A 13,896-nucleotide genomic window follows, 5' to 3' on the forward strand; every position below is an offset into this window, starting at 1 on the left:
GGTTGAACTCTCTGTATAGTTTATTCGGAACTACCCGTGAAGTTCTCAAAGCTGCTGGACCTGATGTGGGTGCTTCTAAAAACTCAGTCGGGGGTATTGCTATTGCGGTGTTGAATAATGGGTTAAGACCATTTTTAGCTAAATGGCATCCTGTGTTACAGGCTTGGGAAGCAAGACGACCTCTGGGGGTGAGTCCCAAGGAACATGAGGTGAGTTGGTCAGAAGAATCAAAGTTGCGAAGTGAGTTGGCTGCTTTACGAGATGGTTTGGAACAGTATGCGAAGGCGTTGGCGACTATTGCAGGTGTGGAGGAATAAAATGGAAAAATATGATGTTTTTATTTGCCACAATAGCAAAGACAAGCCAGAGGTAGAAAAAATTAAAAGCATTTTGCAAAGTCAAGGAATCAAAACGTTTTATGATGAGGATAACTTAATAGCATTTAAAAAATGGAAAAAACAACTCCAAGATCATATTAGTGAAGTTAAAGCTTTCCTTGTCTTTATTAGTAATAATGGTACAGGACCAATACAACACGAAGAAATTGATTTCTTTTTAAAAGAAGTTTTGCCAAAAAACTCTGAAATTCAAACAGGCTTAGTTATCCTACGCAACACAGGAGAGGGAATAATAAATACCGTAAAAAACAGTTATCCAGAATTTAAAGACTTTCATTATTGTGATTTTCGTAAAGAAGAACTTAACCCAATGAACAAACTGATTTTGGCTATTACTGGAAGAGAACCAGAGTCAGAGTCTATAACTATAATAACTCAGCCTAAATCACTCACAAAAACTCCTCAACAACCACCTCATACAGATAGTATTAGCTCAAAAGGCATAGACTATACAAAGCTGATTAAATTACTATCAAGGCGTGAATGGGAAGATGCTAATTATCTGACTTATCAACTGATGATCAAGGCTGTAGGCAAGAATAAATACGAAAAATTAACCAAGGAAGACCTGATAAATTTTCCATGTGAAGACCTTCTTAAAATTGACGAATTGTGGGTAGAACATAGCAACAGTAAATTTGGATTCAGCGTTCAAAAAGACATTTACTTGAGCATTGGTGGCAAACTTGATTATATTTTCGACACACCGGATTGGAAAGATTTCGGTGATCAGGTTGGATGGCGTGTGAATGGACAATTTCTTGATGATAGTGAGAGAGTTGAGGGAGAATATACTTTTGATATTTCAGCACAGAAGGGTCATCTTCCTGTGTTAACTGAAATTTATGATCCGGGGATTATTATATGTATCTTTGCTCGTATCGAAGCTTGTCCTCAATTTAATAAAGACTCTTTAAAGCTTCTCAACTCACATCTTGGTTTTCCGCCAGACACTTCAGCAATTAAGGCTGTAGAGATTATTAACTCACTGCCTAATATTTAGTTACCCACTTAAACAGATAACCTATTCTTACTCGGACGCTGATTGATACAATCTAAAATAAGCCGGAAATGTAGAGCGATTCCTACAGAGCGCTTCGCTATCGCTACAATGTCTGAGAAAATATTGCTTAACTTCAGCTTCGACTTATAAAATGAAGACAGACACGATATTTTACACATTACTGCAAAATCTCCCCAGTGTGTTATTTGAACTGCTAGAACAGCCCCCCACACTAGCTTTAGTTCTGTTCAACCGCTTGTAACTCAAACTTCTATAAAATCTTTACCAATACCTATTTTTGATTTTCAATTTCAACAGCATATTAATTCAAAATTGCTCGAAAGTTTTGATTTAAAGCAAAAATCCAAACAACTTCTAGAAATTGCTAAAATAGGAGTAGAAAAAGCGATAGAAACCGATGAAGCAACAGCTACAGATTGGATAAATCAGCAATTGGCAATATTAGGAATTGATATCAAAAGCATCATTAGTTAATTTCCTGTTGTATAATATTTATATATATTTTCCCTGATCAATCTAACAGCTTACTATCACGGCAAATTTTGTCATAATATAAAGATAGGATTCCCATGACTAATTACGCTTTATCAACATTATGAGGAATAAATAATTATGTCTCAATCCGATTTAATCAATAAACCAGAATTAAGTAACACTACCGAAGAAAATCATCTCATAGAAATTTTACGAGAAATTCAAGCAACACCTAAAGAATACTGGCCAAATCTCCTACAAATAATGCGAGTATTTCGAGAAAGTGTTACTTTTAAACCTGAGATTTTTAACCATTCTCAGCTAGAAATAGACGCACAACAACAAATTTTAAATCAACAACATCAAGCACTCAAAGAATTAACCGAAGAGTGGTTAGAAGAAGGAGAACAAGAAGAACAAACGGAAACTTGGGAATATTTGCGGCAAAAACAAGAAATTGATGATAATCCTTTTTAAGATTAAGCTGAATTTATATGAATAAATTGATTTTCCTCGATACAAATATTTTAGGAATGGTAACAAATCCTAAAAGTTCTAATTCTAATTGTCAGGATTGTAAAGAATGGTTAGATGAATTACCCTTAAAAAGTTATCAAGTTATTTTACCGGAAATTGCTGATTATGAAGTAAGACGAGAACTATTAAGAGCGGGAAAAACAAAAGGAATTAAACGTTTAGATCAACTCAAACAAGCGATTACTTACTTGCCTATTACTACTGCTACCATGCTTTTAGCAGCACAATTTTGGGCAGAAATTAGAAACACGGGAAAACCAACTGCTGATCCTAAATCTCTTGATGGTGATGTTATTTTAGCAGCACAAGCAAAAATAGAAGAATTAAATGGAAATCAAGTAATTGTTGCTACTACCAATGTTAAACATTTATCCTTATTTGTAGATGCTCGTGAATGGCAAATGATTAATTAAAAAGATTTCTCTCATTTCTGGAAAGTTTTGATTTAAAACTAAAATCCAAACAACTCCTAGAAATTGCTAAAATAGGAGTAGAAAAAGCCATTGAAACCGATGAAGCAACAGCTACAGATTGAATAAATCAACAATTGGCAATATTAGGAATTGATATCAACAATGGAGGAGAAAATAAAAATTAATGCTGATGTCATTTACAATAGAATTATAGCCTAGTAGTAGAGGTGAAACAATGACCATTGAACAAGCTGTTTTGGAGAACCTGCGAGAGTTACCAACCGATAAACAACAAGAAGTTTTAGATTTTATTCAATTTCTCAAACATAAACTGTCACAAATAAAAGAACAAGTACAGGAAAAACCATTACAGAATAAAGGAGATAGCTTTTGGGAAGGGGTTTTAAGGTTTCGAGAAACAATTGAAAGAGAAGGAATTGAATTTACAGATGAAGATTTTGCAGATCTTAGAGATCGTAGTCCAGGACGCGAGATTGATTTATGACAGTTCGCTTTTTACTAGACTCTAATATTATCTCAGAACCGAGTCGGCCAATTCCCAATACTCAGGTTTTAGATCAATTAAATCGCTATCGTTCAGAAGTAGCAGTAGCAAGTCTTGTTGTTCATGAAATCCTTTATGGCTGTTGGCGTTTACCAGCATCTAAACGCAAGGATTCTTTATGGAAATACATTCAAGATTCTGTGTTAGATTTGCCTGTGTTTGATTATGATCTCAAAGCTGCAAAATGGCACGCACAGGAAAGAGCTAGATTATCGAAAATTGGTAAAACACCTGCTTTTATTGATGGACAAATTGCGAGTATTGCCTTCTGCAATGACTTGATTTTAGTAACAAATAATGTGGCAGATTTTCAGGATTTTGAGCATCTGATAATTGAGAATTGGTTTATTAAATGAGGGACTAACTGTAGAACAAATTGCTCGGATACTTGAGTTAGAGATCGAAGTGGTGAAAACTTGCAATCAAACAGCAAAGTAATAAATAGACATTTGATAATCTGATTGAAACCGATACCTAAACCCACATAAAGTGGGTTTAATTAGCGTCTAATTGTAGGGTTAGATTATCTTAGCTCCGCGTAGACCAAATAATAAGCCTACAGCTACACCCATAAACACGCCTAGAAAGACAATATATTCAACTACAGCCATTTGTTTTGCTCCAGATTAGTTACTTATTTCTATTCAATCATCAATAATTATGAAAGGGAACAGGGAATGGAAAAGAGGTTGTCAACTTGGGGTAAAATACCCAGACGAGTGATTATATTAGGGTTAGGGAATGAGTTCTGTAATTAAAGTAGATATACCAGAAAAATCTTATGATATTGCGATCGCACCTGGGAGTTTAGATCAACTAGGTGAACAAATGGCGACTTTGAAACTAGGTAAGAAAGTATTGCTAGTTTCCAACCCGATGATATTTAAATATTATGGCGAAAGAGCGATCGCCTCTTTAGAAAATGCCGGTTTTCAAGTTGTTAGCTACAACCTACCCCCAGGAGAACGCTACAAAACCCTTAACTCCATTCAAAAACTCTATGATATCGCCCTGGAAAATCGCCTAGAACGCTCCTCCACAATGGTCGCCTTGGGGGGAGGTGTTATTGGTGATATGACAGGCTTTGCCGCCGCTACGTGGCTCAGAGGCATCAACGTAGTCCAAGTTCCTACCAGTCTCCTCGCAATGGTAGACTCAGCTATTGGTGGTAAAACTGGTGTAAATCATCCCCACGGTAAAAACTTGATTGGTGCATTTCATCAACCTAGTTTAGTCTTGATTGACCCAGAAGTATTAAAAACTCTTCCAGCACGGGAATTTCGGGCAGGAATGGCAGAGGTGATCAAATACGGGATCATTTGGGACACCGAACTGTTTACTCAACTAACAGCAAGTAAACACCTTGACCAACTCCGCTATGTGAAATCCGACCTGATAAACAGCATATTAACTCATTCCTGTCAAGCAAAGGCCGATGTTGTCAGCAAAGATGAAAAAGAATCTGGAATCAGGGCAATTTTAAATTATGGTCATACTATCGGTCATGCAGTAGAAAGCCTCACAGAATACCGTTTATTCAAACATGGTGAAGCTGTCGGTATTGGTATGGTAGCAGCAGGAGGCATTGCTGTAAAATTAGGACTTTGGACACAAGGAGATACAGAACGTCAAAACGCCTTAATCAAAAAAGCAGGTTTACCCACCCAAATACCCGCAGATTTAAATATTGAAGCTCTTATTGATGCTTTGCAATTAGACAAAAAAGTTAAATCTGGCAAGGTTCGCTTTGTCCTACCAACCCAAATTGGCGCAGTTAAAATTACCGACGAAGTACCAACAGACATAATTAGAGAAGTATTGTTAGGGAAGTAGGGGCAGGGTCTCCCTGCCCTTTTTAACTTTTTAACACCACATCGTGCTAAACTGGCAAAGGTGCTGAACCATTCAATTGCCGAGCAGCATTGATGCAAACTGGACAATCACAGCCAAATAGCTTGATAGCTAAATCGCTTTCAGCATCAGAAAATTCTAGTTCTTTAGGACTATTTGTATCCGCTTGTGCCACTTGCATGGTTTCTTTAGCAACGCCCAAAGGAGTATTACTCACCTGTATACATACCTTGTTCGGAGTTGCTGAATGGGGAGACATGACACAAGATTCATGAGTACCAGCAGTGTCAACTGTTTGACTAGCATGAGCAGGTCTACCCATCATCACCATAGATAACATGGATGTAAACAACACGGGGCTAGAAATCAAAGTTAAAATAAATCTTTTGTTCATGTACTCTTAAAAACCTTGTTATTAGGGAAATAAACCAATTTATCTTTTCCGACAACTTGGTTGTTAATCAGTCTATCTTATCTAAGAAGAGGGAACAGGGAACAGGGAACAGGGAACACAAGAAAGGGAATATTTATCTTTTTATTGCTTTTTACCAATTACCCGTAATTACTAATATTGCGTAAATTTTCGGTTTTGTATTTAAAATTAGTTACATAAAAAGTTAGAGTAATTACTCATTAAGATATAATCCAGATTATCTTCATGATTTGAGGTTTAGGCTTGTGCTAGGAATAAAAAGCATTAATATACATAATTTATCTATCTGGGTAGAACAAGCTAAAACCCAAGCAGCACAAGGTAAAGTTATTGAACGCATTCCCAAATTAGCTATGGCTAATCCTAACTCATTTGCTGTTTATATAAGTTGTGAATCAGGAGAAAATTATAGTTTAGGAGATACCGATTGTGTATTTCCATTTATGAGTGTCATTAAGCCATTTTCTCTACTATACCTGCTGGAATATTACGGAGAAAAACAGGTTTTACAATGGGTTGGGATTAAACCCTCGGATGCACCCTTTAATTCTTTATTGCAATTAAAAGAAGATCATGGATATCCTCGCAACCCTATGATTAATAGTGGTGCTATTACTCTTGCTGATAAGCTACCAGGAAAGGATGGACATGAATGTACACAATTGTTTTGTAATTGGTTAAATAAATTAGCAGGTACTCAAATATATATAGACACAGATATTCTAGCTTCAGTTCGTGCTAGTCACTCTCAAATAAATATAGATATTGCCAACTATCTCTACGAATCTGGAAATTTAAATAATATTGAATTATCTCTAGACGTTTATGAACAAATATGCTGTATATCTGGACGGGTAGAGGATTTAGCTAAACTGGGAAGAATATTAGCCTGTAAAAGCGAATTCATAAATGACAAACACCGTCAAACCGTAAATACGGTGATGTTAACTTGTGGTTTATATGAAGCTTCCGCAGAATATGCTGTGAAAATTGGCTTACCGATAAAATCGGGTATTGGTGGTGGACTTGTTGCCATCATACCAAATCAGGGAGCGATGCCTTCGGCGAGCGCTGCTATTGCCAGCTACAGTCCTGCTTTAGATATTGTAGGTAATCCTGTAGCTGGTTTAGCACTCATGGAAACTTTATCTCAAAATTTGCAACTGAGTATTTTTTGTTAGGGACTTCCAAATAAAAAAATACTCAACCACCTAACGCAAAAATCTCTCAAACCCTTATTCCTCTGTGTCCTCTGCGCCTCTGTGGTTCGTTAATCAGGATAATTTATTTCTTGGAAGTCCCTTAAGAGAACTCCACAAAAAGAAATGCCCAATGTCATTATGAACGAAACGAAGTGTAGTGAAGAATCTCTTGAGATGCTTCGTTTCGCTATGGCTAACGCCACGCTCCGCGAACGCTACACTCAGCATGACAAAACAGGATCATTTATTTTGTGGCTTACTCTAATTAAGTAATTGGACAAAAATATTTACAGTCATTGCGAGCGAAGGGAAGCAATCACAACCCTTGCGATTGCCTCATTTCACTTCGTTCCATATGGCTAACGCCACGCCACGCTTACGCAATGACATTGTGTAATTAATTCTGTCTCATTACTTACTCTTGAATTTGAGATTGCTTAGGTGAACCTATATCTGGTTTATCCAGATTCAATTCTTTTGTTTCTGTTACTTCTACTTGTGGAGTTGGTGTAACTTCAGGAAGTTTAACTTCAGGAATTGGTTGTTTTTCGACTTTAGTTTCTGGGGTTGGTGTAACTTCAGGAAGTTTAACTTCGGGAATTGATTGTTTTTCGACTTTAGTTTCTGGGGTTGGTGTAACTTTAGGAACTTTAACTTCGGGAATTGGTTGTTTTTCAACTTTAGTTTCAGGAATTGGTGTAGCGGTGGATTCAGTACCTAGAATCTTGGCTGTATAATTTGGGTCTACAATACCCCGAACTTCATCTGCTGTCAATTCCCCTCTGACAATTTTAGAAAGAGTATCTTGACCATTGGGTTGGTAATTAATTAGTCTGATAGTGGTATTAAAGGCATTTTTCACAGGTTGTCCTTCATTATCAAGGAATTCCAGTTTTACCCAAGTTTTACCAGGTTTAAAGCCTTTAAGATAAATAGGTTGCCAACGATCAAGAATAAAGCTTTCACCATTAACTGTACTACGAATGCGCCAATTGCTCATAGTATCGTCAGGATTAGTTTCAGCAATACTGTGCAACGGTGCATTAGTTAGGTAGAAGTCCAGCATAATTGGTTCTGCCCCATAACCACCATTGGGACGACTGTAAGTAAGTAGGGGTAATTTAGCATCTGGGTTGTTTTCCTCAGTTTTCGTCAAAACGTGAAATGTAGTTTGAGCATAAGCACCTTCATTTTTAAAACTTTCATGCCACGGACGAGAAGCAAAAACGCGAAGAGTATGCGTACCGGGGGATAAGTCTGACAATACCACCGACTGATTTAAATCGTAAACAGCTATATAAGGTTGATTGTCTAAAATTAGGTGCAAATGGGGTCCAAGTTGCCATTGAGGGTCTTTAAATATCGGTAAGTCCTTAACCCGCAACTGGACTTTAACTATATTGTCTGGAAGAATTTCATCTACTTGGGGACTAATGATGCTGACTTGAGGTTGATAACCTTCTAGACTGGGATGCAATGCTTGAATAACATCAGGTGGTGCGGTTTCTGAAAAAGTCCCAGAAATTTCTGAGGCTGGGAGCGTTTTCATGAAAGGATTGGTGGATACTTCCTGGCTGTTTGCTGCTTCAACACAACTACTTAAGTTTAAAACTAGCACTAATGTAGCAAGCCACCTAATAATTGGGAATCTCTTGGAAAAAAGTTGATCAAAAAATTTTCTGCACCCAGTGTTCATGTTTTTATTCCGTAATAGTTTTTAACAATTAACGCCATTATTGTGACGCAAATTATGACTCATGGACTATAGATAAGAGCATAAATCTACTACCGAAGTTATAAATTTACCTACTTTCATCTGATTAAAATGTCGAATAAGTGATTTTTTTGACTTATTCTCAGAAAATAAATTTGGTTTCAGACCGCTAATTTTAGATAAAAGTAGCCAAATGGCAGGAGTTTGAGCGGCTTTGCGTATGAATCATAAGTTTTCCAAATTGTTGTTCTTTGTAAATTAAATGAAGAGTCTATTGACTTTTGGACAATGTATAGGAACTTATAAAGCTGATTGGACAATAAATTTGGCTATTTTTAATTATTGTTAACAGGTCTATAACAATGTGCAAGTTCAGACTCTATAATTCAACAGAAACAACTTTTCTTTTCCACACGGCAACCCCATCGCTAGTCCAGACCAATCTGAAAACGGCGACTGTGTTATTCTAGGTGGTATTCATGATTCCCCATTCCTTATAGAGAGGAGGTCGAATGACGATTAGTCCTCCGGAGCGAGAGGAAAAAAAAGCAAGAGTGATCGTTGACAATGACCCGGTTCCTACCTCATTTGAAAAATGGGCAAAGCCAGGACATTTCGACAGATCCTTATCGAGAGGCCCAAAAACCACAACCTGGATTTGGGATCTCCATGCCCTCGCCCATGATTTTGATACACATACAAGCGATTTAGAAGACATCTCCCGCAAGATATTCGCCGCTCACTTCGGCCATTTGGCTGTAGTAGCAATCTGGTTGAGCGGGATGTTGTTCCACGGTGCTAAGTTCTCTAACTACGAAGCTTGGCTGGCTGATCCATTAGGCATTAAGCCCAGCGCCCAAACAGTTTGGTCTATTGTTGGTCAAGACATTTTAAACGGTGATATGGGCGGCGGTTTCCGCGGCATTCAAATCACCTCTGGCTTGTTCCAAGTATGGCGTGGCTGGGGTATCACTAGCTCCTTCCAGCTATATGTAACTGCAATTGGCGGCTTGGTATTAGCAGGCTTGTTCTTATTTGCTGGCTGGTTCCACTACCACAAACGCGCTCCTAAACTGGAATGGTTCCAGAATGTGGAGTCAATGCTGAATCATCACTTATCAGTGTTGCTAGGCTGTGGTTCTTTAGGATGGGCTGGTCACTTAATCCATGTGTCTGCACCAATCAACAAACTGTTAGATGCAGGTGTAGCAGCTAAGGACATCCCTCTGCCTCATGAGTTGCTGTTTGATACAGCAAAAATGGCAGCACTTTACCCTGGTTTCGCCAGTGGTTTAACACCTTTCTTCACCTTAAATTGGGGAGCTTACGCTGATATCCTCACATTTAAGGGTGGTTTAAACCCAGTTACAGGCGGCTTGTGGATGACTGATATTTCTCATCACCACCTAGCGATCGCTGTACTGTTCATCGTTGCTGGTCATATGTACCGGACCAATTGGGGTATCGGTCACAACATTAAAGATATTCTAGAAGCTCATAAAGGTCCTTTTACTGGCGAAGGTCACAAAGGTCTTTACGAAAACCTCACCACTTCTTGGCACGCTCAGTTGGCTACTAACCTAGCTTTCTTGGGTTCCTTGACAATCATCATCGCGCATCATATGTACGCGATGCCTCCCTATCCTTACTTGGCAACTGACTACGCAACACAATTGTGTATTTTCACTCACCATATTTGGATCGGTGGTTTCTTGATTGTTGGTGGTGCAGCTCACGCAGCCATCTTTATGGTACGGGATTACGATCCTGTTGTTAACCAAAACAACGTTTTAGATCGCGTGATTCGTCACCGCGACGCTATCATTTCTCACCTCAACTGGGTTTGTATTTTCTTAGGCTTCCATAGCTTTGGTTTGTACATCCACAATGACACTATGCGTGCCTTGGGTCGTCCCCAAGATATGTTCTCTGACAGCGCAATTCAACTGCAACCAGTATTTGCTCAATGGGTGCAAAACCTGCACACATTAGCTCCTGGTAATACAGCACCTAACGCTCTTCAAGTAGTTAGTCATGCTTTTGGTGGTGGAATTGTTGCTATCGGCGATAAGATCGCTATGATGCCCATTACATTGGGTACAGCGGACTTCATGGTTCACCACATTCACGCATTCACCATTCACGTTACTGTTCTCATCTTGCTCAAAGGTGTATTGTACGCCCGTAGTTCTCGTCTGATTCCAGACAAGGCTAACTTAGGCTTCAGATTCCCTTGCGATGGTCCAGGTCGTGGCGGTACTTGCCAAGTTTCCGGTTGGGATCATATCTTCCTCGGACTCTTCTGGATGTACAACTCCTTATCAATTGTAATTTTCCACTTCAGTTGGAAGATGCAATCTGATGTTTGGGGAACAGTAGATGCAGATGGCACAGTAAATCACATTACTGGTGGCAACTTTGCAGAAAGTGCAATCACCATTAATGGTTGGTTACGTGACTTCTTGTGGGCGCAAGCTACACAAGTAATCAACTCCTACGGAACAGAATTGTCCGCTTACGGACTAATGTTCTTAGGCGCTCACTTTATTTGGGCGTTCAGCTTAATGTTCCTGTTCAGTGGTCGTGGCTACTGGCAAGAACTCATTGAGTCCATTGTTTGGGCGCACAATAAACTGAAAGTAGCCCCAACAATTCAGCCTCGCGCACTGAGCATCACTCAAGGTCGGGCTGTAGGTGTGGCTCACTACCTATTAGGAGGAATTGCCACCACTTGGGCATTCTTCCACGCACACATCCTTTCAGTAGGATAAAAATCAGTAGAATTTTGGATTTTGGATTCTAAGATTTGATCCAAAATCCAAAATCTAAGATTTTGCTGACATTAAATGGCTAAAGGTCAGAGGACACATCACACCTATGGCAACAAAATTTCCAAAATTTAGCCAGGATCTCGCACAGGACCCGACTACTCGTCGGATTTGGTATGCGATCGCTACAGGCAACGACTTTGAAAGCCACGATGGCATGACGGAAGAGAATCTTTACCAAAAGATTTTCGCTACGCACTTCGGTCACTTGGCAATCATCTTCCTGTGGGCATCCAGCCTCCTGTTCCACGTAGCCTGGCAAGGTAACTTTGAACAGTGGATTAAAGATCCCCTTCACGTCCGTCCAATTGCCCATGCAATTTGGGACCCTCACTTCGGTGAAGCTGCAATTGACGCTTTCACCCAAGCTGGTGCAAGCAACCCTGTAAACATTGCTTACTCTGGTGTTTATCACTGGTGGTACACCATCGGGATGCGGACAAACAGCGAACTATATACTGGTTCCGTTGGTTTGCTCTTGTTGTCCGCATTGTTCCTATTTGCTGGTTGGTTACATTTACAACCCAAGTTCCGTCCTAGCCTTTCTTGGTTCAAGAGTGCTGAACCCCGCCTGAACCACCACTTGGCTGGTTTGTTTGGTGTTAGTTCTCTGGCTTGGGCTGGTCACTTGGTTCACGTTGCTATTCCTGAATCCCGTGGTATTCACGTGGGTTGGGATAACTTCTTGACTGTAGCTCCCCATCCAGAAGGTTTAACTCCTTTCTTTACAGGTAACTGGGGTGTTTACGCTCAAAACCCTGACACCGCTGGCCAGTTATTTGGTACTTCCACAGGTGCAGGGACTGCGATTCTTACCTTCTTGGGCGGTTTCCACCCCCAAACAGAATCCTTGTGGTTGACTGACATGGCTCACCACCACTTGGCGATCGCAGTTTTGTTCATCATCGCTGGTCATATGTACCGCACTAACTTCGGAATTGGTCACAGCATCAAAGAAATGCTGAACTCCAAATCCGGTTTAGTACCTGGTAGCAAGAGCGAAGGTCAGTTCAACCTGCCCCACCAAGGTCTTTACGACACCATCAACAACTCCCTGCACTTCCAGTTGTCATTAGCTTTGGCATCTTTGGGAACTATCTGTTCCTTGGTAGCGCAGCATATGTACGCTCTGCCTCCTTATGCTTTCATCGCTAAGGATTACACCACACAGGCAGCACTGTACACCCACCACCAGTACATCGCTGGTTTCTTGATGGTTGGTGCTTTTGCTCACGCAGCAATTTTCTGGGTACGTGATTACGACCCTGAACAAAACAAAGGTAACGTCCTTGACCGGATGTTACAACACAAAGAAGCGATCATCTCCCACCTTAGCTGGGTATCTCTCTTCTTGGGTTTCCACACCCTGGGTTTATATGTTCACAACGACGTAGTTGTTGCGTTCGGTACTCCTGAAAAACAAATCCTAATTGAGCCAGTATTTGCTCAATTCATCCAAGCTGCTCAAGGTAAAGCTCTGTATGGCTTGAATGTACTGTTGTCTAACCCTGACAGTATTGCTTACACCGCTTACCCCAATGCTGGTAACGTTTGGTTGTCTGGCTGGTTAGATGCCATCAACTCTGGAACAAATTCCTTGTTCTTGACCATTGGACCTGGCGATTTCTTGGTTCACCACGCTTTCGCTTTGGCTATCCACACCACCACCTTGGTACTCGTCAAGGGTGCTTTGGATGCTCGTGGTTCTAAACTGATGCCCGATAAAAAGGACTTCGGTTATGCGTTCCCCTGCGACGGTCCAGGCCGTGGCGGTACTTGCGATATCTCCGCATGGGACTCATTCTACCTATCCATGTTCTGGATGTTGAATACCATTGGTTGGGTAACCTTCTACTGGCACTGGAAACATTTAGGGATTTGGCAAGGTAACGTTGCTCAGTTCAACGAAAACTCTACCTACCTGATGGGCTGGTTCCGTGATTACCTCTGGGCTAACTCTGCTCAGTTGATTAACGGTTACAACCCCTACGGCATGAATAACCTGTCTGTTTGGGCTTGGATGTTCTTATTTGGACACCTAGTTTGGGCAACCGGTTTCATGTTCCTCATCTCTTGGAGAGGTTACTGGCAAGAGTTAATTGAAACCCTGGTTTGGGCGCACGAACGCACTCCTCTTGCTAACTTGGTTCGCTGGAAGGACAAGCCCGTTGCTCTCTCCATTGTTCAAGCTCGCGTGGTTGGTTTAGCTCACTTCACTGTTGGCTACATCGTCACCTATGCAGCGTTCCTCATTGCCTCTACGGCTGGTAAGTTTGGTTGATCCTGACTACTGCTTTTAGGTAATTAAAAATCCCCTGCCGTGAGGTGGGGGATTTTTTAATGGGCGGGCAATGCCCACCCCACAAGAGATGTAACCTACTAGTCTGTCAACCCGAAAATGACGGGTGAAGGCAAGCAGGGGCAGGGGAGGGAGGGGGGTAGGGGAGGTGGGGGAGG

At 40.5% G+C, this 13,896-nt stretch carries 14 protein-coding genes and 1 pseudogene; 12 read left to right on the forward strand and 3 right to left on the reverse strand.

The genetic code is table 11. From position 1 onward, the window contains the following. The 8 genes and pseudogenes from FJR37_RS25075 to FJR37_RS25110 all read left to right on the forward strand — a co-directional run. Positions 1-317, forward strand: a pseudogene (locus FJR37_RS25075) (hypothetical protein); the annotation flags it as partial. 1 nt (position 318) lies between these two features. Continuing rightward, positions 319-1,401, forward strand: coding sequence for a GUN4 domain-containing protein (locus FJR37_RS25080; protein ID WP_168467423.1), 1,083 nt, complete (start codon positions 319-321; stop codon positions 1,399-1,401). A 151-nt stretch (positions 1,402-1,552) separates the two neighbouring features. Beyond that, positions 1,553-1,663, forward strand: coding sequence for an Rpn family recombination-promoting nuclease/putative transposase (locus FJR37_RS25085; protein WP_254434667.1), 111 nt, complete (start codon positions 1,553-1,555; stop codon positions 1,661-1,663). Positions 1,664-1,734: 71 nt separating this feature from the next. Next, positions 1,735-1,896, forward strand: a complete 162-nt coding sequence (locus FJR37_RS25090) for a hypothetical protein (RefSeq protein WP_168636101.1) — start codon at positions 1,735-1,737, stop codon at positions 1,894-1,896. 138 nt (positions 1,897-2,034) lie between these two features. After that, positions 2,035-2,373: a hypothetical protein gene (locus FJR37_RS25095; protein ID WP_039203702.1), complete on the forward strand. Its 339-nt coding sequence runs from the start codon at positions 2,035-2,037 to the stop codon at positions 2,371-2,373. A gap of 17 nt (positions 2,374-2,390) precedes the next feature. After that, positions 2,391-2,846, forward strand: a complete 456-nt coding sequence (locus FJR37_RS25100) for a type II toxin-antitoxin system VapC family toxin (RefSeq protein WP_039203703.1) — start codon at positions 2,391-2,393, stop codon at positions 2,844-2,846. 235 nt (positions 2,847-3,081) lie between these two features. Further along, a complete protein-coding gene (locus FJR37_RS25105; protein ID WP_015081510.1) occupies positions 3,082-3,351 on the forward strand; it encodes a DUF2281 domain-containing protein in 270 nt (89 codons plus the stop codon). Further along, positions 3,348-3,767, forward strand: a complete 420-nt coding sequence (locus tag FJR37_RS25110; RefSeq protein WP_039203705.1) for a type II toxin-antitoxin system VapC family toxin — start codon at positions 3,348-3,350, stop codon at positions 3,765-3,767. Before FJR37_RS25105 ends, FJR37_RS25110 begins: the two co-directional genes overlap by 4 nt. A gap of 162 nt (positions 3,768-3,929) precedes the next feature. On the opposite strand, the gene petL is transcribed toward FJR37_RS25110, so the two are convergent. Further along, the gene (petL, locus tag FJR37_RS25115; RefSeq protein WP_039203706.1) at positions 3,930-4,022 is read right to left on the reverse strand and encodes a cytochrome b6-f complex subunit PetL; all 93 of its coding nucleotides are present in this window, start codon (positions 4,020-4,022) and stop codon (positions 3,930-3,932) included. Between the two features lie 130 nt (positions 4,023-4,152). Between petL and aroB the strand changes: the two genes are divergently transcribed. Then, complete coding sequence (gene aroB, locus FJR37_RS25120) at positions 4,153-5,244, forward strand: 3-dehydroquinate synthase (protein WP_039203708.1); 1,092 nt, start codon at positions 4,153-4,155, stop codon at positions 5,242-5,244. Positions 5,245-5,290: 46 nt separating this feature from the next. Here aroB and FJR37_RS25125 read toward each other — a convergent pair whose 3' ends face one another. Further along, positions 5,291-5,656 carry a hypothetical protein gene (locus FJR37_RS25125; RefSeq protein WP_039203709.1) on the reverse strand — a complete coding sequence of 122 codons (366 nt, stop codon included), beginning with the start codon at positions 5,654-5,656 and terminating at the stop codon, positions 5,291-5,293. 284 nt (positions 5,657-5,940) lie between these two features. On the opposite strand from FJR37_RS25125, the gene FJR37_RS25130 reads away from it, so the two are divergent. Beyond that, a complete protein-coding gene (locus tag FJR37_RS25130) occupies positions 5,941-6,876 on the forward strand; it encodes a glutaminase (RefSeq protein WP_168467424.1) in 936 nt (311 codons plus the stop codon). Positions 6,877-7,312: 436 nt separating this feature from the next. Here FJR37_RS25130 and FJR37_RS25135 read toward each other — a convergent pair whose 3' ends face one another. Continuing rightward, entirely contained in the window at positions 7,313-8,593 is a 1,281-nt protein-coding gene (locus FJR37_RS25135) for a hypothetical protein (RefSeq protein ID WP_168467425.1), read from the reverse strand. Between the two features lie 530 nt (positions 8,594-9,123). Between FJR37_RS25135 and psaA the strand changes: the two genes are divergently transcribed. After that, positions 9,124-11,382 carry a photosystem I core protein PsaA gene (gene psaA, locus FJR37_RS25140; RefSeq protein WP_039203712.1) on the forward strand — a complete coding sequence of 753 codons (2,259 nt, stop codon included), beginning with the start codon at positions 9,124-9,126 and terminating at the stop codon, positions 11,380-11,382. A 106-nt stretch (positions 11,383-11,488) separates the two neighbouring features. Further along, the gene (psaB, locus tag FJR37_RS25145; RefSeq protein WP_039203714.1) at positions 11,489-13,720 is read left to right on the forward strand and encodes a photosystem I core protein PsaB; all 2,232 of its coding nucleotides are present in this window, start codon (positions 11,489-11,491) and stop codon (positions 13,718-13,720) included. The last annotated feature ends 176 nt before the right edge of the window (positions 13,721-13,896 follow it).

Origin of the sequence: Aphanizomenon sp. UHCC 0183, from assembly GCF_009712065.1 — a bacterium.
Lineage (GTDB): Bacteria > Cyanobacteriota > Cyanobacteriia > Cyanobacteriales > Nostocaceae > Dolichospermum > Dolichospermum heterosporum.